Below are 23,403 nucleotides of genomic sequence, written 5' to 3'. Positions count from 1 at the left end.
AGCTGTTATCGCCGGGGCAAATCATCCCAGGTGCCGGGGGCAAGCTGTGACTGAATTTCGGGATAGCGTGCGGCATCAAATACCGGGGGAACGCCCAGCTTGCGCTGGCGAAGATAATCCCTGGCAATAAGGTTCACAACGGGCGAGAGCAGCAGGATCGCCGTCAGGTTAGTGATTGCCATTAGCGCCATAATGACATCCGCTAGCTGCCAGACCAGCGGCATATTCAGAAGGGAGCCCGCGATCACCATCAGTACTACGCCCAGGCGAAGCAGGAGGATGGCCGGACGAGAGTCGTATTTCAGGAAGATAAGGTTATTTTCGGCATACAGGTAATTCACCACAATCGAACTGAAGGCGAACAGCATCAGAATGAACGAGACAAATCCCGAACCCCAGCCGCCGGTCAGGTTCACCAGCGCCTGCTGAAGAAGCTGTATTCCGTCGATATCCGACTCATGCGCGACAGGACCGGCCAGCAGGAGGATCATGGCGCTGGCGGAACAGATAATAACGGTATCCATAAACACGCCTATCATCTGCACTATACCCTGCGCTGCCGGGTGCGGCGGCCAGGAAGAGGCGGCCGCGGCGGCATTGGGAGTGGAGCCCATCCCGGCTTCATTGGAGAACATGCCTCGCTGAAAACCTGCCATCAGCGCCTGGCTCAGGGTGTAACCCAGCGCGCCTGACGCCACCTCACGCCAGCCAAAGGCGCTTTTAAAGATGGTCGCAATCACGTCCGGAACCTGGTCGGCATGTAGCGCAGCGACGACCAGGCTCGCGGCAACCCAGAGCAGCGCCATGATGGGAACCAGCCACTGCATCATGCGGGCAACGCCTTTCAGGCCGGCAGAAATGGTGAGCAAAACAAAGAGGGCTAAACCGATGCCAGTGATCCACTCCGGGCAGGAGAAGGTATAGCGCAGGGCATGGGCGACGGAGTTTGACTGCACGGTATTAAAAATTAGACCGTACGCGAGCAGTAAAAAAAGCGAGAACAGAATGCCCATCCAGCGCATTCCTAAGCCACGCGCCATATACCAGGCCGGACCGCCGCGAAACTGCCCGTTTCTGTCTTTCTCTTTGTAGAGCTGCGCCAGCGAACTTTCGGCAAAAGAGGTAGCCATTCCGAGAAGCGCCGTGACCCACATCCAGAACACCGCGCCTGGCCCACCGGCGCTGATGGCCAGCGCAACGCCCGCCAGGTTTCCGCTACCGAGGCGGGCAGCCAGGCTGGTACACAGCGCCTGAAACGACGTTAATCCGCCCGGCTGGGGCGTGACGCTGTTTTTCAGACTTCTGCCAAACTTACGAATATAGCGAAACTGGATAAACCCACTGCGTAGCGTAAACCAGATACCTGCTCCCAGAAGCAGGTAGATCATTATCGAACCCCAGAGGACTTCGTTAATAAAGAAAAGGAAATCAGGCATTAACGTCCCTCTTGTTGATGCCAACGTGAATATGTAAGCGCTACCACTGATTGGGCATGCTGTTGCTTAGCAGCCTGTTAATATTTTGAGTTTATCATACTCTGCCTAAGCGCACTGTCTGCGGTTGCGCTACCCCTCCGTCGTGTTATCATCAGGGCAGACTGGTTACATCCCCCTAACAAGTAAACCTGTCATTTTTCCGCTGCAGGCATGCTGTCGGTAGCGTGAATTATCCAGGGCACGTTAAAAGAGAAACACTATCATGACGGATAAATTGACCTCCCTTCGTCAGTTCACCACTGTCGTAGCTGACACCGGAGATATCGCGGCAATGAAGCTGTACCAGCCGCAGGATGCCACAACTAACCCTTCTCTGATCCTTAACGCCGCACAGATCCCTGAGTATCGCAAACTGATTGACGAGGCTGTGACCTGGGCGAAAGCACAGAGCAATGACCGTGCGCAGCAGGTTGTGGATGCTACCGATAAACTGGCAGTGAACATCGGTCTGGAAATCCTGAAGCTGGTTCCGGGCCGTATCTCTACCGAAGTGGATGCACGTCTCTCCTACGACACCGAAGCGTCAATCGCGAAAGCAAAACGCCTGATCAAACTGTACAACGATGCGGGCATCAGCAACGACCGTATCCTGATCAAACTGGCGTCGACCTGGCAGGGCATTCGCGCTGCCGAGCAGCTGGAAAAAGAAGGCATCAACTGTAACCTAACCCTGCTGTTCTCCTTCGCGCAGGCGCGTGCATGTGCGGAAGCAGGCGTGTACCTGATTTCTCCGTTCGTGGGCCGTATTCTGGACTGGTACAAAGCCAACACCGACAAGAAAGAGTACGCGGCGTCTGAAGATCCAGGCGTGATTTCCGTGACTGAAATCTACGAATACTACAAACAGCATGGCTATGAGACCGTGGTTATGGGTGCAAGCTTCCGTAACGTGGGCGAAATCATTGAGCTGGCTGGCTGTGACCGTCTGACCATCGCCCCTGCGCTGCTGAAAGAGCTGGCAGAAAGCGAAGGTGCTATCGAGCGTAAGCTGTCTTACACCGGCGAAGTGAAGGCGCGCCCGGAGCGCATCACCGAATCCGAGTTCCTGTGGCAGCACAACCAGGATCCAATGGCTGTAGACAAACTGGCGGACGGTATCCGTAAGTTTGCTATCGACCAGGAAAAACTGGAAAAAATGATCGGCGACCTGCTGTAATCATTCTGCGTGACCGGGCTCCCGGTCACGCGTCTTCTTCTGTCCTCTGTCTGAATTTTCCCTCTGCGTGTATCATTCCCTTTAATCAGTACTTTTTGAATGGAATGAATATGAATACCTTACGCATCGGCTTAGTGTCGATTTCTGACCGCGCCTCCAGCGGCGTTTACCAGGATAAAGGCATCCCCGCTCTGGAAGAGTGGCTGGCAAGCGCGCTGACCACCCCGTTTGAGATCCAGACTCGCCTTATCCCTGACGAACAGCCGATCATTGAGCAGACCCTGTGTGAGCTGGTGGATGAGATGAGCTGTCACCTTGTGCTCACCACGGGTGGAACCGGCCCCGCGCGTCGCGACGTGACGCCGGACGCGACGCTGGCTATCGCCGACCGGGAAATGCCGGGCTTCGGCGAACAGATGCGCCAGATCAGTCTACACTTTGTCCCGACGGCAATCCTTTCCCGCCAGGTGGGGGTGATCCGCAAACAGGCGCTGATACTGAACCTGCCGGGGCAGCCAAAGTCGATCAAAGAGACGCTGGAAGGATTAAAAGCCGAGGACGGTCGCGTCATCGTGCACGGCATATTTGCAAGTGTACCGTATTGTATACAGCTGCTTGACGGGCCGTACGTGGAAACTGACGACAAAGTGGTAGCAGCATTTCGTCCTAAAAGCGCACGCCGCGAGACAATCTCCTGAAATTTACTAAAATGTGACATTAGCGCCAGCCGCAGTAGCGTGTAAATGGATTTACGATATAGTAATTTTTTCTTTACGATTGCTGTAAAAAATAATCCACAACACATGCACAATGGTTCGCTATGTCACATAACACCCGACCTCTGAATCGACAGGACTACAAAACGCTTACGCTCGCCGCCTTAGGTGGCGCGCTGGAGTTTTACGACTTCATCATCTTTGTCTTCTTCGCCGCCGTGGTGGGGGCGCTCTTCTTCCCGGCGGATATTCCGGAATGGCTGCGTCAGGTGCAAACCTTCGGCATCTTTGCTGCCGGGTATCTGGCACGTCCGCTGGGCGGCATCGTCATGGCCCACTTTGGCGATCTTGTCGGGCGTAAGAAGATGTTTACCCTGAGCATCCTGCTGATGGCGGTGCCGACGCTGGCCATCGGCCTGCTGCCCACCTATGCCTCCATGGGCATTCTCGCCCCGCTATTGCTGCTGCTGATGCGCATTCTTCAGGGCGCGGCCATCGGCGGGGAAGTGCCGGGGGCCTGGGTGTTTGTGGCGGAGCACGTTCCTGCCCGCCGCATCGGGATCGCCTGCGGAACGTTAACGGCGGGGCTGACCGTCGGGATCCTGTTGGGGTCGGTGGTGGCGACGATAGTCAACACCAGCATGACGCAGCAGGCCGTGCACGACTGGGGCTGGCGTATTCCGTTCCTGCTGGGCGGGGCGTTTGGCCTGGTGGCAATGTACCTGCGCCGCTGGCTGCAGGAGACGCCGATTTTCCTCGAAATGCAGCAGCGTAAAGCGCTGGCGCAGGAGTTGCCGGTCAAAGCCGTTGTGGTGCGTCATAAAAAAGCGGTGGTGGTGTCGATGCTGCTCACCTGGCTGCTGTCGGCGGGCATCGTGGTGGTGATTTTGATGTCGCCGGTGTGGCTGCAGAAACAGTACGGTTTCGCCCCTGCCGTGACCTTACAGGCAAACAGTATTGCGACAATTATGCTCTGCTTTGGCTGTCTGGCCGCCGGGCTGGCGGCGGATCGTTTCGGTGCCAGCCTGACCTTTATTGTCGGCAGCCTGCTGCTGGCCGCGTCGAGCTGGGCGTTTTACCATCTTGCGGGCAGTCATCCTGAACAGCTGTTCCTGCTTTACGGCGTGGTCGGACTGTGCGTGGGCGTCGTGGGGGCTGTGCCTTACGTCATGGTGCGCGCCTTCCCGCCGGAGGTTCGCTTCACCGGGATATCGTTCTCTTATAACGTCGCGTATGCCATTTTCGGCGGGCTGACGCCGATAGTGGTCACGGTCATGATGGGGGTGTCGCCGATGGCGCCTGCCTGGTATGTACTCGCGCTCTCGCTGATGGGGCTGGGATTAGGCGTTTGGCTTCGGCAGGCGGGGGAATATCGTGCCCGCGAGGCGGGCACGACAGAGGGATCAGTGTTTTTCACCAATAGGTAAAATGGTGCGGTCAAACTGTTCGTTCAGCACTTCACCCATTGCCAGGTAGATAGCGCTTGCGCCGCACACCAGGCCAATCCAGCCTGCTACGTGAACGATGCCTTCGTTATCCGCCAGGTGGCCAATCGCCAGCAGGGCGAACAGCACGGTCAGACTCAGGAAGACGAACTGCAGCGCGCGGTTGCCTGTCAGGGTGCCGAAGAACATGAACAGGGTAAAGACGCCCCACAGGCCCAGATAGACGCCCAGGAAGTGGGCGTTTGCCGCGTCTGCCAGGCCCATTTTAGGCATCAGCAGGATGGCGACCAGGGTCAGCCAGAACGAGCCGTAAGAGGTGAAGGCGGTTAAGCCGAAGGTGTTGCCTTTCTTATATTCCAGCAGGCCCGCGAAGATTTGCGCGATACCGCCGTAAAAAATGCCCATCGCCAGGATTACGCCGTCCATCGGGAACATCCCGATGTTGTGCAGGTTCAGCAGAATGGTGGTCATGCCAAACCCCATCAGGCCCAGCGGAGCCGGATTAGCCAACTTAGTGTTGCCCATAAGTCCTCAAAAAAAATCATCATTAAAATGGTGAAATGGTTAAACCCGCGTCAATACTCCCTGACGGGGCGCGGCATCATAATGGGCGGCATCGACGCCGTCTATGATCTCATCAGGGTGAAATTAAAATTTTTTTTATGCTTGCCCCTTGATGGATGCCGTCGCGACCCCATCTTGTAGTCAACCGCAGTGTGTGGACCTGAAAAAAAATCAAATCTGGGCAGTTGAAAAAGCACGTTCTGCCCTTATTACAGGTACACAACCACATGTTGACTGAATTTTTAGTGGAGACGTTTAGATGGGTAAAATTATTGGTATCGACCTGGGTACTACCAACTCTTGTGTAGCGATTATGGACGGCACTACTGCACGCGTGCTGGAGAACGCCGAGGGCGATCGCACCACGCCTTCTATCATTGCTTATACCCAGGATGGTGAAACTCTGGTTGGTCAGCCGGCTAAACGTCAGGCAGTGACAAACCCGCAAAACACCCTGTTTGCGATCAAACGCCTGATTGGCCGCCGCTTCCAGGACGAAGAAGTTCAGCGTGACGTTTCTATCATGCCTTACAAAATCATCGCAGCAGATAACGGCGATGCGTGGCTTGATGTGAAAGGCACCAAAACGGCACCACCGCAGATCTCTGCTGAAGTGCTGAAAAAAATGAAGAAAACCGCTGAAGATTACCTGGGTGAGCCGGTAACTGAAGCTGTTATCACCGTTCCTGCTTACTTCAACGATGCTCAGCGTCAGGCAACCAAAGATGCTGGCCGTATCGCAGGTCTGGAAGTAAAACGTATCATCAACGAACCAACCGCGGCTGCACTGGCTTACGGTCTGGATAAAGAAGTCGGCAACCGTACTATCGCGGTTTACGACCTGGGTGGTGGTACCTTCGATATCTCTATTATCGAAATCGACGAAGTTGACGGCGAAAAAACCTTCGAAGTTCTGGCAACCAACGGTGATACCCACCTGGGTGGTGAAGACTTCGATACCCGTCTGATCAACTACCTCGTTGACGAGTTCAAGAAAGATCAGGGCATTGACCTGCGTAACGACCCGCTGGCGATGCAGCGCCTGAAAGAAGCCGCTGAGAAAGCGAAGATCGAACTGTCTTCTGCTCAGCAGACCGACGTGAACCTGCCGTACATCACCGCAGACGCGACCGGTCCTAAACACATGAACATCAAAGTGACCCGTGCGAAACTGGAAAGCCTGGTAGAAGACCTGGTGAACCGTTCTATCGAGCCGCTGAAAGTTGCACTGCAGGATGCTGGCCTGTCCGTATCTGACATCCAGGACGTTATCCTGGTGGGTGGTCAGACCCGTATGCCAATGGTTCAGAAGAAAGTGGCTGAATTCTTTGGTAAAGAGCCACGTAAAGACGTGAACCCGGACGAAGCGGTAGCTATCGGTGCGGCGGTTCAGGGTGGTGTATTGACCGGTGAAGTGAAAGACGTACTGTTGCTGGACGTTACCCCGCTGTCTCTGGGTATCGAAACTATGGGCGGTGTGATGACTGCGCTCATCAACAAAAACACCACCATCCCAACCAAGCACAGCCAGGTGTTCTCTACCGCTGAAGACAACCAGTCTGCGGTAACCATCCATGTGCTGCAGGGTGAGCGTAAGCGTGCGTCTGATAACAAGTCTCTGGGGCAGTTTAACCTGGACGGCATCAACCCGGCACCGCGCGGCATGCCGCAAATCGAAGTTACCTTCGACATCGATGCTGACGGTATCCTGCACGTGTCTGCGAAAGACAAAAACAGCGGTAAAGAGCAGAAGATCACCATCAAGGCATCTTCTGGCCTGAATGAAGCGGAAATCGAAAAAATGGTTCGCGATGCCGAAGCTAACGCGGAATCCGACCGTAAGTTCGAAGAGCTGGTTCAGACCCGTAACCAGGGTGACCATCTGCTGCACAGCACCCGTAAGCAGGTTGAAGAAGCGGGCGATAAACTGCCAGCGGAAGACAAAACTGCTATCGAAGCTGCACTGACCGCGCTGGAAACGTCTCTGAAAGGCGAAGACAAAGCGGATATCGAAGCGAAGATGCAGGAGCTGGCACAGGCTTCCCAGAAGCTGATGGAAATCGCTCAGCAGCAGCACGCACAGCAGCAGGCAGGCGCTGACGCTTCTGCGAACAACGCGAAAGACGACGACGTTGTCGACGCTGAGTTCGAAGAAGTTAAAGACAAAAAATAATCGCCCTGATGCAGGGTAATTAATCGGCACGGGCGTAGGAGAACTCTCCACGCCCGTGCTCGCATGTTAAGGGGCTTAAAAAAACCAATGGCAAAGCAAGACTATTACGAGATTTTAGGCGTTCCGAAAACTGCGGAAGAGCGTGAAATCAAAAAGGCGTATAAGCGCCTGGCCATGAAATTCCACCCGGACCGTAATCAGGGTGACAAAGAGGCTGAAGCAAAATTTAAAGAGATCAAAGAAGCCTACGAAGTCCTGACCGATGCACAAAAACGTGCGGCCTATGACCAGTACGGCCACGCGGCCTTTGAACAGGGCGGCATGGGCGGCGGTGGATTCGGTGGCGGCGGCTTTGGCGGCGGTGCGGATTTCAGCGACATCTTTGGCGACGTGTTCGGCGATATCTTCGGCGGCGGTCGTGGTCGTCAGCGCGCAGCGCGCGGCGCAGACCTGCGCTACAACATGGATCTCACTCTTGAAGAGGCCGTTCGTGGCGTCACGAAAGAGATCCGTATCCCGACGCTGGAAGAGTGTGACGTTTGCCACGGCAGCGGCGCGAAAGCGGGTACCCAGCCACAGACCTGTCCAACCTGTCACGGCTCCGGCCAGGTACAGATGCGCCAGGGCTTCTTCGCGGTACAGCAGGCCTGTCCGCACTGTCACGGTCGCGGTACGCTGATTAAAGATCCGTGCACCAAGTGTCACGGCCACGGTCGCGTTGAGAAAACCAAAACCCTGTCCGTTAAGATCCCGGCTGGCGTTGATACGGGCGACCGCATCCGTCTGGCGGGTGAGGGCGAAGCAGGCGAGCACGGCGCGCCGGCAGGCGATCTGTACGTTCAGGTTCAGGTGAAGCAGCACGCCATCTTCGAGCGTGAAGGCAATAACCTGTACTGTGAAGTGCCGATCAACTTCGCGATGGCGGCTCTCGGCGGTGAAATCGAAGTGCCGACGCTGGACGGTCGCGTCAATCTGAAAATCCCTGGTGAAACCCAGACCGGCAAGCTGTTCCGCATGCGCGGCAAAGGCGTGAAATCCGTTCGCGGTGGTGCGCAGGGCGACCTGCTGTGCCGTGTCGTCGTGGAAACGCCGGTTGGCCTGAACGACAAGCAGAAACAGCTGTTGAAAGAGCTTCAGGAGAGCTTTGGCGGCCCAACGGGTGAGAAAAACAGCCCGCGCTCCAAAAGCTTCTTTGATGGCGTCAAAAAATTCTTCGATGATTTGACCCGCTAATTCGTTAGCTGGTGTCTAACTTCAAAAAGCCCGGAAGCGATTCCGGGCTTTTTTTTGCAGTTATAGATCGGTAAAACTGAGTCTATACCCAATATTAATCTGTTTTTGCCGAGCTATTTGGCTTGGTATTATGGTTTTATCGAGGTATCGTTGTAAAAGAGAGAACATAAATGAAATTACTACACCGTTTCTTTAGCAGTGAGGCGTCCGGTGGTGTGATCCTGATTATTGCCGCGGCCGCCGCGATGGTGCTGGCTAACCTGGGCATGACCCGCGATCTCTATCACGCATTTCTGGAAACGCCCGTCGAGCTGAAGGTCGGAGCGCTGGAAATTAACAAGAACATGCTGCTGTGGATCAACGATGCGCTAATGGCGGTGTTCTTCCTGCTCGTTGGTCTTGAGGTTAAGCGCGAGCTGGTGCTAGGTTCGCTAGCCAGCCGCCAGCGCGCGGCGTTCCCGGCTATTGCCGCGCTCGGTGGGATGGTCGTTCCAGCGCTGCTCTTTCTCGCATTTACCTGGCAGGATCCTGTCGCGCGTGACGGCTGGGCGATCCCGGCCGCAACGGATATCGCCTTTGCGCTCGGTGTCTTAGCTCTGCTCGGCAGCCGCGTGCCGGTTGCGCTGAAAATCTTCCTGATGGCGCTGGCGATCATTGATGACCTGGGCGCCATTGTGATTATCGCGCTGTTCTACACCAGCGATCTGTCGATCCTGTCCCTGAGTGTAGCCGCAGGGGCGATTGCGGTGTTGGCGGTGCTGAACATCTTCAACGTTCGCCGCATCGGTATCTATATCCTGGTGGGGATGGTGCTGTGGACGGCGGTGCTGAAATCCGGCGTGCACGCCACGCTGGCCGGCGTGATTGTGGGCTTCTTCGTGCCGCTTAAGCCGCAGGACGGTAAGTCACCTGCTAAACAGCTGGAACACGTGCTGCACCCGTGGGTCGCCTTTATGATCCTGCCGCTGTTTGCGTTTGCCAACGCGGGCGTTTCCCTGCAGGGCGTTACGCTGGGCGGGCTGACGTCTGTCCTGCCGCTGGGCATTATTGCCGGGCTGTTTATCGGTAAGCCGCTGGGGATCAGCCTCTTCTGCTGGTTGGCGCTGAAGATGAAGCTGGCATCGTTGCCGAACGGTACAACCTTTAGTCAGATCATGGCCGTCGGCATACTGTGCGGTATTGGATTCACCATGTCGATCTTTATCTCGACGCTGGCGTTTGGTGCAAACGCGCCAGAGCTCATCGTCTGGGCGAAGCTCGGCATTCTCATCGGGTCATTACTGGCGGCAGTGATTGGGTATACTTTGTTGAAGGTGAAGTTGTCCCGACAGGCCGTCCAGGCATAACGGAACACCGGGGGAAGGTCACTCTTCTCCCGATACACACTCAGGGAGCGAAGACGCGATGCCTCATTTGAATTACAACCATCTTTACTACTTCTGGCACGTTTACAAACAGGGCTCGGTCGTGGGGGCGGCAGAGGCGCTTTACCTGACGCCGCAAACCATCACCGGGCAAATCAAAGCCCTTGAAGAACGGCTGCAGGGTAAGCTCTTCAAGCGCAAGGGCCGTGGGATTGAACCCAGCGAACTGGGTGAACTGGTTTTCCGCTATGCGGACAAAATGTTCACTCTCAGCCAGGAGATGCTGGATATCGTCAACTACCGCAAAGAGTCGAACCTGCTCTTTGATGTGGGGGTGGCGGATGCACTGTCCAAACGGCTGGTAAGCGGCGTGCTGGATGCCGCTGTGGTAGAGGATGAACAAATCCATCTGCGCTGCTTTGAATCCACCCACGAGATGCTGCTGGAGCAGCTGAGCCAGCACAAGCTGGACATGATTATCTCGGATTGCCCCATCGACTCCACGCAGCAGGAGGGGCTGTTCTCTGTGAAAATTGGCGAATGCGGCGTGAGCTTCTGGTGCATCAATCCACCGCCGGAGAAACCTTTCCCGGCCTGTCTGGAAGAGCGTCGCCTGCTGGTGCCGGGCAGGCGTTCCATGCTCGGACGTAAGCTGCTGAACTGGTTTAATTCGCAGGGGCTGAACGTGGAGATCCTCGGTGAGTTCGACGATGCGGCGCTGATGAAAGCCTTTGGCGAAGCGCATAATGCGATCTTCGTGGCGCCAACGCTCTACGCGCACGATCTCTATTCAGACGATAAGATTACGGAGATTGGCAGAGTAGATAACGTGATGGAGGAGTACCACGCCATATTCGCCGAAAGGATGATTCAACACCCGGCGGTGCAGCGAATCTGCAACCGTGATTACTCGGCGCTGTTTACGCCACCGGCATTCTGAAGACATAAAAAAACCCGCGTTAAGCGGGTTCTTTAAACAAGCAACAACAAGTAGCGATTAAGCCAGTTTGTTGATCTGCGCGGTCAGGTTTGCTTTATGACGCGCTGCTTTGTTTTTGTGGATCAGACCTTTAGCAGCCTGACGATCCACGATTGGTTGCATTTCGTTAAATGCGTTCTGCGCTGCAGCTTTGTCGCCAGCTTCGATTGCTGCGTATACTTTCTTGATGAAAGTACGCATCATAGAGCGACGGCTTGCGTTGTGCTTACGAGCCTTTTCAGACTGAACGGCACGTTTCTTAGCTGATTTGATATTAGCCAAGTCCAACTCCCAAATATGTTCTATGTGGACAATTCAAAGGCCGAGGAATATGCCCTCTTTGCCTTCTTTTGTCAATGGATTTGTGCAAATAAGCGCCGTTAATTAGCGACGCTACGTTACGTAGTGATGGCGCAGGATTCTACCAGCTTGTCTTTCGTGAATACAGCCTTTCGGCGTAAAAATCGCAGTTCACGGGCAGATTTTTTCGCTGTGAAAGGTCAGCCTGATGAAATCATTACGGCTTTCTGTTTTGCGCGAACAATCGCCGGTTAACCTTAACCGCTGTACAAGGTATACTTTGGCGATTTTCACTGTTTTGAGCCAGACATGAAGCTGATACGCGGCATACATAATCTCAGCAGAGCGCCACACGGGTGCGTGCTGACCATTGGTAATTTCGACGGCGTGCATCGTGGTCATCAGGCGCTGTTGCAGGGATTGCGTAAAGAAGGGGAGGCCCGTGGCCTGCCCGTTGTGGTGATGATTTTCGAGCCACAGCCGCTGGAGCTGTTCGCGGGCGATAAATCTCCCGCGCGCCTCACTCGCCTGCGCGAAAAGTTGCGCTACCTGGCGGAGTCCGGCGTGGACTACGTATTGTGTGTGCGTTTCGATCGCCGCTTTGCCGCACTGACAGCACAAAATTTTGTCAGCGACCTGCTGGTTAAGCGTCTTGGCGTTCAGTTTCTCGCCGTGGGGGATGATTTCCGCTTTGGCGCTGGTCGTCAGGGCGATTTCTTGCTATTACAGAAGGCTGGTCTGGAGTACGGTTTTGACGTCACCAGCGCGATGACCTTCTGTGAAGGCGGCGTGCGCGTCAGCAGCACGGCGGTGCGGCAGGCGCTGGCTAATGATGAACTGGAGACGGCAGAAAATTTGCTGGGCCATCCGTTCACCATCTCTGGCCGCGTGGTTCATGGCGATGCGCTGGGCCGCACGATTGGTTTCCCGACGGCGAATATACCGCTGCGTCGTCAGGTTTCCCCGGTTAAAGGGGTCTATGCGGTGGAAGTGGCAGGACTGGGCGATAAGTCGTTTTACGGCGTTGCCAACATTGGCACGCGTCCTACCGTTGCCGGTGTGCGTCAACAGCTAGAAGTGCACCTGCTGGACGTTGTAATGGACCTTTATGGTCGCCATATAGATGTAATACTGCGTAAAAAAATACGCAACGAGCAGCGATTTGCTTCGCTGGATGAACTTAAGGCGCAAATCGCGCGAGATGAATTAACGGCCCGCGAGTTTTTTGGGCTTTAGAACCGGCTTAACTGCCTACGTGATAAATACGGAACCGAGAATCTGATGAGTGACTATAAATCCACCCTGAATTTGCCGGAAACAGGGTTCCCGATGCGCGGCGATCTCGCCAAGCGTGAACCGGGAATGCTGGCGCGTTGGACCGATGATGACCTGTACGGCATCATTCGTGCAGCCAAAAAAGGCAAAAAAACCTTCATTCTGCATGATGGCCCTCCATATGCGAATGGCAGCATTCATATTGGTCACTCAGTAAACAAGATTCTGAAAGATATTATCGTGAAGTCCAAAGGACTCGCGGGATTTGACTCGCCTTACGTGCCGGGCTGGGACTGTCACGGTCTGCCGATCGAGCTGAAAGTGGAGCAAGAGTTTGGCAAGCCAGGTGAGAAGTTCACCGCTGCAGAGTTCCGCGCGAAGTGCCGCGAATACGCGGCCACCCAGGTTGAAGGCCAGCGCGCTGACTTTATCCGTCTGGGCGTGCTGGGCGACTGGTCGCACCCGTACCTGACCATGGACTTCAAAACCGAAGCCAACATCATCCGTGCGCTGGGCAAAATCATCGGTAACGGCCACCTGCATAAAGGCGCAAAGCCTGTGCACTGGTGCGTGGACTGCCGTTCTGCGCTGGCAGAAGCGGAAGTGGAATATTACGACAAAACTTCACCTTCAATCGACGTGGCCTTCGAAGCGGTCGATCAGGATGCCATTAAAGGTAAATTCGGTCTGCCTGGCGTTAGCGGCCCGATCTCTCTGGTGATCTGGACCACTACCCCGTGGACGCTGCCAGCCAACCGTGCAATCTCTCTCTCCGGCGAGTTCGAATATGCGCTGGTGCAGATTGATGGCCGCGCGGTTATCCTGGCGAAAGATCTGGTTGAAAGCGTGCTGAAACGCGCGAATATCACCGACTACACCGTGCTGGGCACCGTAAAAGGCGACGCGCTGGAGCTGATGCGCTTCAAACACCCGTTCCTGGACTTCGACGTTCCGGCGATCCTGGGCGACCACGTCACGCTGGACGCGGGTACCGGTGCGGTACATACCGCCGGTGGCCACGGTCCTGACGACTACAACATCAGCCTTAAATACGGCCTGGAAATTGCCAACCCGGTAGGCCCGGACGGGTCTTACCTGCCTGGCACCTATCCGGCGCTGGATGGTATCAACGTCTTTAAAGCCAACGACATCATCGTTGACATGCTGCGCACCAGCGGCGCGCTGCTTCACGTTGAGAAAATGCAGCACAGCTATCCGTGCTGCTGGCGCCACAAGACGCCGATCATCTTCCGTGCGACCCCGCAGTGGTTCGTCAGCATGGATCAAAAAGGCCTGCGCGAGCAGTCACTGAAAGAGATCAAAGGCGTGCAGTGGATCCCGGACTGGGGCCAGGCGCGTATCGAATCCATGGTGGCTAACCGTCCTGACTGGTGTATCTCCCGTCAGCGTACCTGGGGCGTGCCGATGTCGCTGTTCGTGCATAAAGAGACGCATGAGCTGCACCCGAACACCCTGGAACTGATGGAAGAAGTGGCGAAGCGCGTCGAAGTTGACGGCATTCAGGCGTGGTGGGATCTCGACGCCCGCGACATCCTGGGCGCGGACGCGGACAACTATGAGAAAGTGCCAGACACCCTGGACGTGTGGTTTGACTCCGGGTCGACTCACGCCTCCGTAGTTGACGTGCGTCCGGAGTTTGCCGGTCACGCTGCCGACATGTATCTGGAAGGTTCCGACCAACACCGCGGCTGGTTCATGTCATCCCTGATGATCTCCACCGCGATGAAAGGTAAAGCGCCTTACCGTCAGGTACTGACCCACGGCTTCACCGTGGATGGTCAGGGCCGTAAGATGTCTAAATCTATCGGCAACACCGTTTCGCCGCAGGACGTGATGAACAAGCTGGGCGCGGACATCCTGCGTCTGTGGGTAGCCTCAACCGACTACACTGGCGAAATGGCGGTGTCTGACGAGATCCTGAAGCGTGCTGCCGACAGCTATCGTCGTATCCGTAACACCGCGCGCTTCCTGCTGGCGAACCTGAACGGGTTCGATCCAGTGAAAGACATGGTGAAACCGGAAGAGATGGTCGTGCTGGACCGCTGGGCGGTAGGCTGCGCGAAAGCGGCGCAGGAAGATATCCTGAAAGCCTATGAGTCTTACGACTTCCACGAAGTGGTGCAGCGCCTGATGCGCTTCTGCTCCATCGAGATGGGCTCGTTCTACCTCGACATCATCAAAGATCGCCAGTACACCGCGAAGGCGGACAGCGTGGCGCGCCGTAGCTGCCAGTCCGCGCTGTTCCACATCGCAGAAGCGCTGGTACGCTGGATGGCGCCGATCATGTCCTTCACCGCGGATGAAATCTGGGGCTATCTGCCGGGCGACCGTGAGAAGTATGTCTTCACCGGCGAGTGGTATGAAGGTCTGTTCGATCTCTCCAGCACCGAAGCAATGAACGATGCCTTCTGGGACGAGCTGCTGAAAGTGCGTGGCGAAGTGAACAAGGTTATCGAGCAGGCGCGTGCGGATAAGAAAGTTGGTGGCTCTCTGGAAGCGGCAGTGACCCTGTACGCCGAACCGGAGCTGGCGGCGAAGCTGACCGCGCTGGGCGATGAATTGCGATTTGTCCTGTTGACCTCTGGTGCAAAAGTTGCGGATTATGCCGAGGCTTCTGCTGATGCTCAGCAGAGCGAGTTGCTCAAAGGCCTGAAAGTCGCACTGAGCAAAGCCGAAGGTGAGAAGTGCCCGCGCTGCTGGCATTACACTACCGATATCGGCCAGGTGGCGGAACACGCAGACATCTGCGGACGCTGTGTAAGCAACGTCGCCGGTGACGGCGAAAAACGTAAGTTTGCCTGATGAGTAAAACTCTCTGTTCAACAGGACTGCGCTGGCTGTGGCTGGTTGTGGTGGTGCTGATTATCGATCTGGGCAGCAAGTTCCTGATCCTCCAGAATTTCGCTCTGGGGGAGACGGTTTCGCTGTTCCCGTCGCTTAACCTGCACTATGCGCGCAACTACGGCGCGGCGTTTAGCTTCCTTGCCGACAGCGGTGGCTGGCAGCGCTGGTTCTTCGCGGGTATCGCTCTCGGTATCTGCGTGGTACTGGCTGTGCTGATGTACCGCTCGAAGGCCACGCAAAAGCTGAATAACATCGCCTACGCGCTGATCATTGGCGGCGCGCTGGGCAACCTGTTTGACCGCCTGTGGCACGGCTTTGTGGTCGATATGATTGACTTCTACGTCGGCGACTGGCACTTCGCGACCTTTAACCTGGCCGACACCGCCATCTGCATCGGTGCGGCGTTAATCGTGCTGGAAGGCTTCTTGCCTAAACCCGCAGCGAAAGAGCAGGCGTAATTGTCAATGCCGGGTGATGCGCTGCGCCACCCGGCACAACATTAAAGAGCAATGTGTATGTCTAAATCCGTACAGAGCAACAGCGCGGTTCTCGTTCACTTCACGCTGAAGCTGGATGACGGCTCCACGGCTGAATCCACCCGCAATAACGGCAAACCTGCCCTGTTTCGTCTCGGCGATACCTCCCTGTCTGAAGGTCTTGAGCAGCAGCTCCTGGGCCTGAAAGAGGGTGAGAAAAAAGCGTTCTCGCTGGAGCCGGATGCCGCGTTTGGCGTGCCAAGCCCGGACCTGATTCAGTATTTCTCGCGCCGCGAGTTTATGGACGCGGGCGAACCGGAAATCGGGGCGATTATGCTCTTTACCGCTATGGACGGCAGCGAAATGCCTGGCGTGATCCGCGAGATTAACGGCGACTCTATTACCGTTGACTTCAACCATCCGCTTGCCGGGCGTACCGTTCATTTTGATGTTGAAGTGCTGGAGATCGATCCGGCACTGGAGGCCTGAAATGCAGATCCTGTTGGCTAACCCGCGCGGCTTCTGCGCCGGTGTAGACCGCGCTATCAGCATTGTTGAAAACGCGCTGGAGATTTACGGCGCGCCGATTTACGTGCGTCACGAAGTGGTGCATAACCGCTATGTGGTGGACAGCCTGCGCGAGCGCGGGGCGATTTTCATCGAGCAGATCAGCGAAGTGCCGGACGGCGCGATCCTGATCTTCTCCGCGCACGGCGTCTCTCAGGCGGTCCGTAACGAAGCGAAAAGCCGCGATCTGACCGTATTCGATGCCACCTGTCCATTAGTGACAAAAGTGCATATGGAAGTGGCGCGCGCCAGCCGTCGCGGTGAAGAGTCGATTCTGATTGGCCACGCCGGTCACCCGGAAGTTGAAGGCACCATGGGCCAGTACAGCAACCCGGAAGGGGGAATGTACCTGGTGGAGTCGCCGGAAGATGTCCTGACGCTGAACGTGAAAAACGAAGCGCGTCTGTCGTTTATGACCCAGACCACGCTCTCCGTAGACGACACCTCAGACGTGATTGACGCCCTGCGCCAGCGCTTCCCGAAAATCGTCGGGCCGCGTAAGGATGATATCTGCTACGCCACCACTAACCGTCAGGAAGCGGTGCGCGCGCTGGCTGAACAGGCGGACGTGGTGCTGGTTGTCGGCTCTAAAAACTCCTCTAACTCCAACCGTCTGGCCGAACTGGCGCAGCGTATGGGGAAAGCGGCGTTTTTAATCGACGACGCGACGGACATCCAGGAAGCGTGGGTGAAAAATGCGGCCTGCGTTGGCGTTACCGCAGGCGCTTCCGCGCCGGATATCCTGGTGCAGAACGTGATTGCTCGTCTGCAGGAGCTGGGCGGGGGCGAAGCGGTTCCGCTGGAAGGACGCGAAGAGAATATCGTCTTCGAAGTGCCGAAAGAGCTGCGTATCGACGCCCGCGAAGTGGAATAATTTCTTTTCTGATGAAAGGCCAGCACCTCCTGTGCTGGCCTTTTTTTTGCCCCGGACTTTATCGTGACGACAAAATCATGTCTTTTACTGATATCTGAGTCGGTTTCACGTTAAATTCTAATTATTGGTGTTTTCAGTTGGCAGCCTTTATGAAGGCTGGTTAATCTGAAAACGGTTTACATCATTTTAACGTAAGAGAATAACTATGCATGATGCACAGATCCGTGTCGCCATTGCGGGCGCGGGTGGACGTATGGGTCGCCAGCTGATTCAGGCGGCAATACAAATGGATGGCGTGGCACTCGGCGCGGCGCTGGAGCGTGAAGGTTCATCCCTGCTGGGATCCGATGCGGGTGAACTGGCCGGCGCGGGCAAGACAGGTGTTACCGTTCAGAGCAGCCTTGATGCGGTGAACGATGACTTTGACGTGTTCATCGACTTTACCCGTCCCGAAGGCACCCTGACTCACCTGGCGTTTTGCCGCCAGCACGGTAAAGGGATGGTGATTGGCACCACCGGCTTCGATGATGCGGGTAAACAGGCCATTCAGGATGCAGCCACCGACATTGCGATTGTCTTTGCCGCGAACTTTAGCGTAGGCGTTAACGTCATGCTGAAGCTGCTGGAAAAAGCGGCGAAGGTGATGGGCGACTACACCGACATTGAGATTATTGAAGCGCACCATCGCCATAAAGTTGATGCTCCATCAGGCACGGCGCTGGCGATGGGCGAAGCGATTGCTTATGCAATGGATAAAGATTTAAAAGACATCGCGGTCTATTCCCGTGAAGGGCATACCGGAGAACGCGTGCCGGGCACCATTGGTTTCGCAACCGTCCGGGCGGGCGATATCATCGGCGAACACACGGCGATGTTCGCCGATATTGGCGAACGTGTTGAGATTACGCACAAAGCGTCAAGCCGCATGACGTTCGCCAATGGCGCAGTACGCTCCGCATTGTGGCTGAAATCGAAAGAAAAGGGTCTTTTTGATATGCGAGATGTGCTGGATCTCAACAATTTGTAAGCTTTATTACCCATCGTGATGTGGTTATTGCAGTCGTAATGTATTGATTGCATAGGGCAATAATTTATTGCCCTCTTATTTTATTTGTTTTAAATGGATTTTGATTGTTAATGGTCATAAATCTGAGTTTTATGCCATTATTATGTGAATTGAATGTAAATTTTGACCATTTGGTCCACTTTTTGTCGCTCGCATCTCTTAAATTCCATAAAACCTACCGCGCAAGCGTTTTCTAGGATGATTTACCTGATCTTTTTGCCCATTAAATCCCATTCAAGCCGCCAGTCCTGCAAAAGAATAAACAAAATATCCGTTTTAAGTTGACTTTTACCCACCAAATCTCCAGAATGCCGCCGTTTGCCAAAAATCCGCTGGCAACACATTTGCATTGATCTATGACATAGTCATGAATTAATATGCAAATAAAGTGAGTGAATATTCTCTGGAGGGTGTTTTGATTAAGTCAGCGCTATTGGTTCTGGAAGACGGAACCCAGTTTATCGGTCGGGCCATAGGGGCAACGGGTTCGGCGGTTGGGGAAGTCGTTTTCAATACTTCAATGACCGGTTATCAAGAAATCCTCACTGATCCTTCCTATTCTCGCCAAATCGTTACTCTTACTTATCCTCATATCGGCAATGTCGGCACCAATGCGGCTGACGAAGAATCCTCTCAGGTACATGCGCAAGGCCTGGTCATTCGCGACCTGCCGCTGATTGCCAGCAACTTCCGCAACACTGAAGACCTCTCTTCTTACCTGAAGCGCCATAACATCGTGGCGATTGCCGATATCGATACCCGTAAGTTAACGCGTCTGCTGCGCGAGAAGGGGGCACAAAACGGCTGCATCATCGCAGGGGATAACCTCGATGCGACGCTGGCGCTGGAAAAAGCGAAAGCCTTCCCGGGCCTGAACGGTATGGACCTGGCGAAAGAAGTGACTACCGCCGAAGCCTACAGCTGGACGCAGGGGAGCTGGACGCTGGAAGGCGACCTGCCGGAAGCGAAAAAAGAGAGCGAACTGCCGTTCCACGTGGTGGCCTATGATTTTGGTGCCAAGCGCAACATCCTGCGCATGCTGGTTGACCGCGGCTGCCGCCTGACGGTGGTACCGGCGAAAACCTCCGCTGAAGAGGTGCTTAAGATGAACCCGGACGGCATCTTCCTCTCTAACGGCCCAGGCGACCCGGCACCGTGCGATTACGCTATCGACGCCATCAAGTCCTTCCTGGAAACCGACATCCCGGTATTCGGCATCTGCCTCGGCCATCAGCTGCTGGCGCTGGCGAGCGGTGCGAACACCGTCAAGATGAAGTTCGGCCACCACGGTGGTAACCACCCGGTAAAAGACATTGATAACAATACGGTGATGATTACCGCGCAGAACCACGGTTTCGCCGTCGATGAAGCCTCTATGCCGGCTAACCTGCGCGTGACGCACAAATCACTGTTCGATGGCACCCTGCAGGGTATCCACCGTACCGATAAGCCAGCGTTCAGCTTCCAGGGCCACCCGGAAGCCAGCCCGGGCCCGCACGACGCCGCGCCGCTGTTCGATCACTTCATCGAACTTATCGAGCAATACCGTAAGACCGCTAAATAATCAGGAGCCGAGAAGACCATGCCAAAACGTACAGACATAAAAAGCATCCTGATCCTTGGCGCTGGACCGATCGTCATCGGCCAGGCCTGCGAATTCGACTACTCCGGCGCGCAGGCGTGTAAAGCGCTGCGCGAAGAGGGTTACCGCGTTATCCTGGTTAACTCTAACCCGGCGACCATCATGACTGACCCGGAAATGGCGGATGCCACCTACATCGAGCCGATTCACTGGGAAGTGGTGCGTAAAATCATCGAAAAAGAGCGCCCGGACGCGGTGCTGCCAACCATGGGCGGCCAGACGGCGCTGAACTGCGCGCTGGAGCTGGAGCGTCAGGGCGTGCTGGCAGAATTTGGCGTCACCATGATTGGTGCGACCGCCGACGCGATTGATAAAGCCGAAGACCGTCGCCGCTTTGACGTGGCGATGAAGAAAATCGGCCTCGACACCGCGCGTTCCGGTATTGCGCATAACATGGAAGAGGCGCTGGCCGTTGCGGCTGAAGTGGGCTATCCGTGCATCATCCGTCCATCGTTCACCATGGGCGGCACCGGTGGCGGTATCGCCTACAACCGCGAAGAGTTCGAAGAGATTTGCGAGCGCGGTCTGGATCTCTCCCCAACCAAAGAGCTGCTGATTGATGAATCGCTGATTGGCTGGAAAGAGTACGAGATGGAAGTGGTGCGTGATAAAAACGACAACTGCATCATCGTCTGCTCCATCGAAAACTTCGATGCGATGGGTATCCACACCGGCGACTCCATCACCGTTGCGCCAGCCCAGACGCTGACCGACAAAGAGTATCAAATCATGCGTAACGCCTCGATGGCGGTACTGCGTGAAATCGGCGTGGAAACCGGCGGCTCTAACGTGCAGTTCTCCGTTAACCCGAAAACCGGCCGTCTGATTGTTATCGAAATGAACCCGCGCGTGTCCCGCTCCTCCGCGCTGGCCTCCAAAGCCACCGGCTTCCCGATTGCGAAAGTGGCGGCGAAGCTGGCAGTGGGTTACACCCTCGACGAGCTGATGAACGACATCACCGGTGGCCGCACGCCTGCGTCCTTCGAGCCGTCCATCGACTACGTTGTGACTAAAATTCCTCGCTTTAACTTCGAGAAATTCGCGGGCGCGAACGACCGTCTGACGACCCAGATGAAATCTGTGGGTGAAGTGATGGCGATTGGCCGCACGCAGCAGGAATCCCTGCAAAAAGCGCTGCGCGGTCTGGAAGTGGGCGCCACCGGCTTTGACCCGAAAGTGAGCCTGGACGACCCGGAAGCGCTGACCAAAATCCGCCGCGAGCTGAAAGACGCGGGCGCAGAGCGTATCTGGTACATCGCCGATGCCTTCCGCGCGGGCCTGTCCGTCGACGGCGTATTTAACCTGACCAACATCGACCGCTGGTTCCTGGTGCAGATTGAAGAGCTGGTGCGTCTGGAAGAGAAAGTGGCGGAGCTGGGTATCAACGGCCTGGACGCAGACTTCCTGCGCATGCTGAAGCGTAAAGGCTTCGCAGATGCGCGTCTGGCTAAGCTGGCGGGCGTGCGCGAAGCGGAAATCCGCAAGCTGCGCGACCAGTATGACCTGCACCCGGTTTACAAGCGCGTGGACACCTGCGCGGCCGAGTTCTCGACCGATACCGCGTACATGTACTCCACCTATGAAGACGAGTGCGAAGCGAACCCGTCCGTCGACCGCGACAAGATTATGGTGCTGGGCGGCGGTCCAAACCGTATCGGCCAGGGCATCGAGTTCGACTACTGCTGCGTACACGCCTCGCTGGCGCTGCGCGAAGACGGGTACGAGACCATCATGGTCAACTGTAACCCGGAAACCGTTTCTACCGACTACGACACCTCTGACCGTCTCTACTTCGAGCCGGTTACCCTGGAAGACGTGCTGGAAATCGTGCGCATCGAGAAGCCAAAAGGCGTTATCGTGCAGTACGGCGGTCAGACCCCGCTGAAGCTGGCGCGCGCGCTGGAAGCGGCAGGCGTACCGGTTATCGGTACCAGCCCGGACGCGATTGACCGCGCGGAAGATCGTGAGCGTTTCCAGCAGGCGGTTGACCGTCTGAAGCTGAAGCAGCCGGCGAACGCCACGGTGACCGCCATTGAAATGGCCGTTGAGAAGGCGAAGGAGATTGGTTACCCGCTGGTGGTGCGTCCTTCCTACGTCCTGGGCGGCCGCGCGATGGAAATCGTCTACGACGAAGCCGACCTGCGTCGCTACTTCCAGACGGCGGTGAGCGTTTCCAACGATGCGCCAGTACTGCTTGACCGCTTCCTCGACGACGCGGTTGAGGTGGACGTTGACGCCATCTGCGACGGCGAAATGGTGCTGATTGGCGGCATCATGGAGCACATCGAGCAGGCGGGCGTGCACTCCGGCGACTCCGCCTGTTCTCTGCCGGCCTACACGCTGAGCCAGGAAATTCAGGACGTGATGCGCCAGCAGGTGCAGAAGCTGGCCTTTGAGTTGCAGGTTCGTGGCCTGATGAACGTTCAGTTCGCGGTGAAAGACAACGAAGTTTATCTGATTGAAGTCAACCCGCGTGCGGCGCGTACCGTACCGTTCGTCTCTAAAGCGACCGGTATTCCGCTGGCGAAAGTGGCGGCGCGCGTGATGGCTGGCCAGACGCTGGCTCAGCAGGGCGTGACAAAAGAGATCATCCCGCCGTATTACTCGGTGAAAGAGGTGGTGCTGCCGTTCAACAAATTCCCGGGCGTTGACCCGCTGTTAGGGCCAGAAATGCGTTCAACCGGGGAAGTGATGGGCGTGGGCCGCACCTTCGCAGAAGCGTTTGCCAAGGCGCAGCTGGGCAGCAGCTCAACCATGAGAAAATCGGGCCGTGCGCTGCTCTCCGTTCGCGAAGGCGATAAAGAGCGCGTGGTTGACCTGGCCGCCAAGCTGCTGAAACAGGGCTTCGAGCTGGACGCAACCCACGGTACGGCGATTGTGCTGGGTGAAGCCGGTATTAACCCGCGTCTGGTGAACAAGGTGCATGAAGGTCGTCCGCACATTCAGGATCGTATCAAGAATGGCGAATATACCTACATCATCAACACCACCGCAGGACGCCAGGCGATTGAAGACTCCAAGCTGATTCGCCGCAGCGCGCTGCAATACAAAGTGCACTACGACACCACCCTGAACGGCGGTTTCGCAACAGCGATGGCGCTGAATGCGGATGCCACCGAAAAGGTGATTTCGGTGCAGGAAATGCACGCGCAGATTAGCAAGTAACCCCCATTGCCCGGTACCGTTCGGTTACCGGGCAATTTTCTCATCTT

The 23,403-nt window shown here is 55.9% G+C and carries 18 protein-coding genes and 1 pseudogene; 16 read left to right on the top strand and 3 right to left on the bottom strand.

All coding sequences use genetic code 11. The features are described 5' to 3' along the window. Window positions 1-5: 5 nt before the first annotated feature. Window positions 6-1,436 (bottom strand): sodium:alanine symporter family protein, encoded by a 1,431-nt coding sequence (locus HBA26_RS01435; protein WP_063154834.1) that lies wholly within the window; start codon window positions 1,434-1,436, stop codon window positions 6-8. Between the two features lie 262 nt (window positions 1,437-1,698). Between HBA26_RS01435 and tal the strand changes: the two genes are divergently transcribed. From tal to HBA26_RS01420, 3 genes are all read left to right on the top strand, one after another. Next, entirely contained in the window at window positions 1,699-2,652 is a 954-nt protein-coding gene (gene tal / locus HBA26_RS01430; RefSeq protein ID WP_003856481.1) for a transaldolase, read from the top strand. A gap of 110 nt (window positions 2,653-2,762) precedes the next feature. Beyond that, entirely contained in the window at window positions 2,763-3,350 is a 588-nt protein-coding gene (gene mog, locus HBA26_RS01425) for a molybdopterin adenylyltransferase (protein WP_028015462.1), read from the top strand. A gap of 122 nt (window positions 3,351-3,472) precedes the next feature. After that, window positions 3,473-4,795 (top strand): MFS transporter, encoded by a 1,323-nt coding sequence (locus HBA26_RS01420; protein WP_028015463.1) that lies wholly within the window; start codon window positions 3,473-3,475, stop codon window positions 4,793-4,795. Here HBA26_RS01420 and satP read toward each other — a convergent pair. After that, a complete protein-coding gene (gene satP, locus HBA26_RS01415; protein WP_063154833.1) occupies window positions 4,772-5,338 on the bottom strand; it encodes an acetate uptake transporter in 567 nt (188 codons plus the stop codon). The genes HBA26_RS01420 and satP overlap by 24 nt on opposite strands. Before the next feature lie 298 nt (window positions 5,339-5,636). Here satP and dnaK point away from each other — a divergent pair, with 298 nt between their 5' ends. The 4 genes from dnaK to nhaR all read left to right on the top strand — a co-directional run bounded on the left by dnaK (window position 5,637) and on the right by nhaR (window position 11,087). Then, the gene (dnaK, locus tag HBA26_RS01410; RefSeq protein WP_028015465.1) at window positions 5,637-7,550 is read left to right on the top strand and encodes a molecular chaperone DnaK; all 1,914 of its coding nucleotides are present in this window, start codon (window positions 5,637-5,639) and stop codon (window positions 7,548-7,550) included. An 87-nt stretch (window positions 7,551-7,637) separates the two neighbouring features. Then, window positions 7,638-8,783, top strand: coding sequence for a molecular chaperone DnaJ (dnaJ, locus tag HBA26_RS01405; RefSeq protein ID WP_008502040.1), 1,146 nt, complete (start codon window positions 7,638-7,640; stop codon window positions 8,781-8,783). A gap of 170 nt (window positions 8,784-8,953) precedes the next feature. Next, complete coding sequence (nhaA, locus tag HBA26_RS01400) at window positions 8,954-10,129, top strand: Na+/H+ antiporter NhaA (protein ID WP_166720743.1); 1,176 nt, start codon at window positions 8,954-8,956, stop codon at window positions 10,127-10,129. Between the two features lie 58 nt (window positions 10,130-10,187). Further along, window positions 10,188-11,087, top strand: a complete 900-nt coding sequence (nhaR, locus tag HBA26_RS01395; protein WP_028015467.1) for a transcriptional activator NhaR — start codon at window positions 10,188-10,190, stop codon at window positions 11,085-11,087. Between the two features lie 57 nt (window positions 11,088-11,144). Here nhaR and rpsT read toward each other — a convergent pair whose 3' ends face one another. Beyond that, window positions 11,145-11,408, bottom strand: coding sequence for a 30S ribosomal protein S20 (gene rpsT, locus HBA26_RS01390; protein WP_003856458.1), 264 nt, complete (start codon window positions 11,406-11,408; stop codon window positions 11,145-11,147). A 101-nt stretch (window positions 11,409-11,509) separates the two neighbouring features. On the opposite strand from rpsT, the pseudogene HBA26_RS22825 reads away from it, so the two are divergent. The 9 genes and pseudogenes from HBA26_RS22825 to carB all read left to right on the top strand — a co-directional run bounded on the left by HBA26_RS22825 (window position 11,510) and on the right by carB (window position 23,356). After that, window positions 11,510-11,728: pseudogene (locus HBA26_RS22825) on the top strand (DUF2575 domain-containing protein). 7 nt (window positions 11,729-11,735) lie between these two features. Further along, window positions 11,736-12,662, top strand: a complete 927-nt coding sequence (ribF, locus tag HBA26_RS01380) for a bifunctional riboflavin kinase/FAD synthetase (RefSeq protein WP_028015468.1) — start codon at window positions 11,736-11,738, stop codon at window positions 12,660-12,662. Window positions 12,663-12,707: 45 nt separating this feature from the next. Further along, on the top strand, window positions 12,708-15,524 hold the full coding sequence (ileS, locus tag HBA26_RS01375) for an isoleucine--tRNA ligase (protein WP_045631133.1): 2,817 nt from the start codon (window positions 12,708-12,710) through the stop codon (window positions 15,522-15,524). Then, window positions 15,524-16,024: a signal peptidase II gene (gene lspA / locus HBA26_RS01370; protein WP_028015470.1), complete on the top strand. Its 501-nt coding sequence runs from the start codon at window positions 15,524-15,526 to the stop codon at window positions 16,022-16,024. Before ileS ends, lspA begins: the two co-directional genes overlap by 1 nt. A gap of 57 nt (window positions 16,025-16,081) precedes the next feature. Further along, entirely contained in the window at window positions 16,082-16,531 is a 450-nt protein-coding gene (gene fkpB, locus HBA26_RS01365; RefSeq protein ID WP_003856450.1) for an FKBP-type peptidyl-prolyl cis-trans isomerase, read from the top strand. Between the two features lies 1 nt (window position 16,532). After that, entirely contained in the window at window positions 16,533-17,483 is a 951-nt protein-coding gene (gene ispH / locus HBA26_RS01360) for a 4-hydroxy-3-methylbut-2-enyl diphosphate reductase (RefSeq protein ID WP_028015471.1), read from the top strand. A 205-nt stretch (window positions 17,484-17,688) separates the two neighbouring features. Then, window positions 17,689-18,510: a 4-hydroxy-tetrahydrodipicolinate reductase gene (gene dapB, locus HBA26_RS01355; protein WP_126345436.1), complete on the top strand. Its 822-nt coding sequence runs from the start codon at window positions 17,689-17,691 to the stop codon at window positions 18,508-18,510. 454 nt (window positions 18,511-18,964) lie between these two features. Next, window positions 18,965-20,113: a glutamine-hydrolyzing carbamoyl-phosphate synthase small subunit gene (gene carA / locus HBA26_RS01350; protein ID WP_059357855.1), complete on the top strand. Its 1,149-nt coding sequence runs from the start codon at window positions 18,965-18,967 to the stop codon at window positions 20,111-20,113. 18 nt (window positions 20,114-20,131) lie between these two features. Continuing rightward, complete coding sequence (gene carB / locus HBA26_RS01345; RefSeq protein ID WP_041911263.1) at window positions 20,132-23,356, top strand: carbamoyl-phosphate synthase large subunit; 3,225 nt, start codon at window positions 20,132-20,134, stop codon at window positions 23,354-23,356. The last annotated feature ends 47 nt before the right edge of the window (window positions 23,357-23,403 follow it).

It is taken from the genome of Enterobacter sp. 725m/11 (assembly GCF_011683705.1).
In the GTDB taxonomy this organism is placed as follows: domain Bacteria; phylum Pseudomonadota; class Gammaproteobacteria; order Enterobacterales; family Enterobacteriaceae; genus Enterobacter; species Enterobacter bugandensis.
The sequence above is the reverse complement of the archived record's forward strand: the minus strand, read 5'-3'. Positions and strand labels throughout refer to the sequence as shown.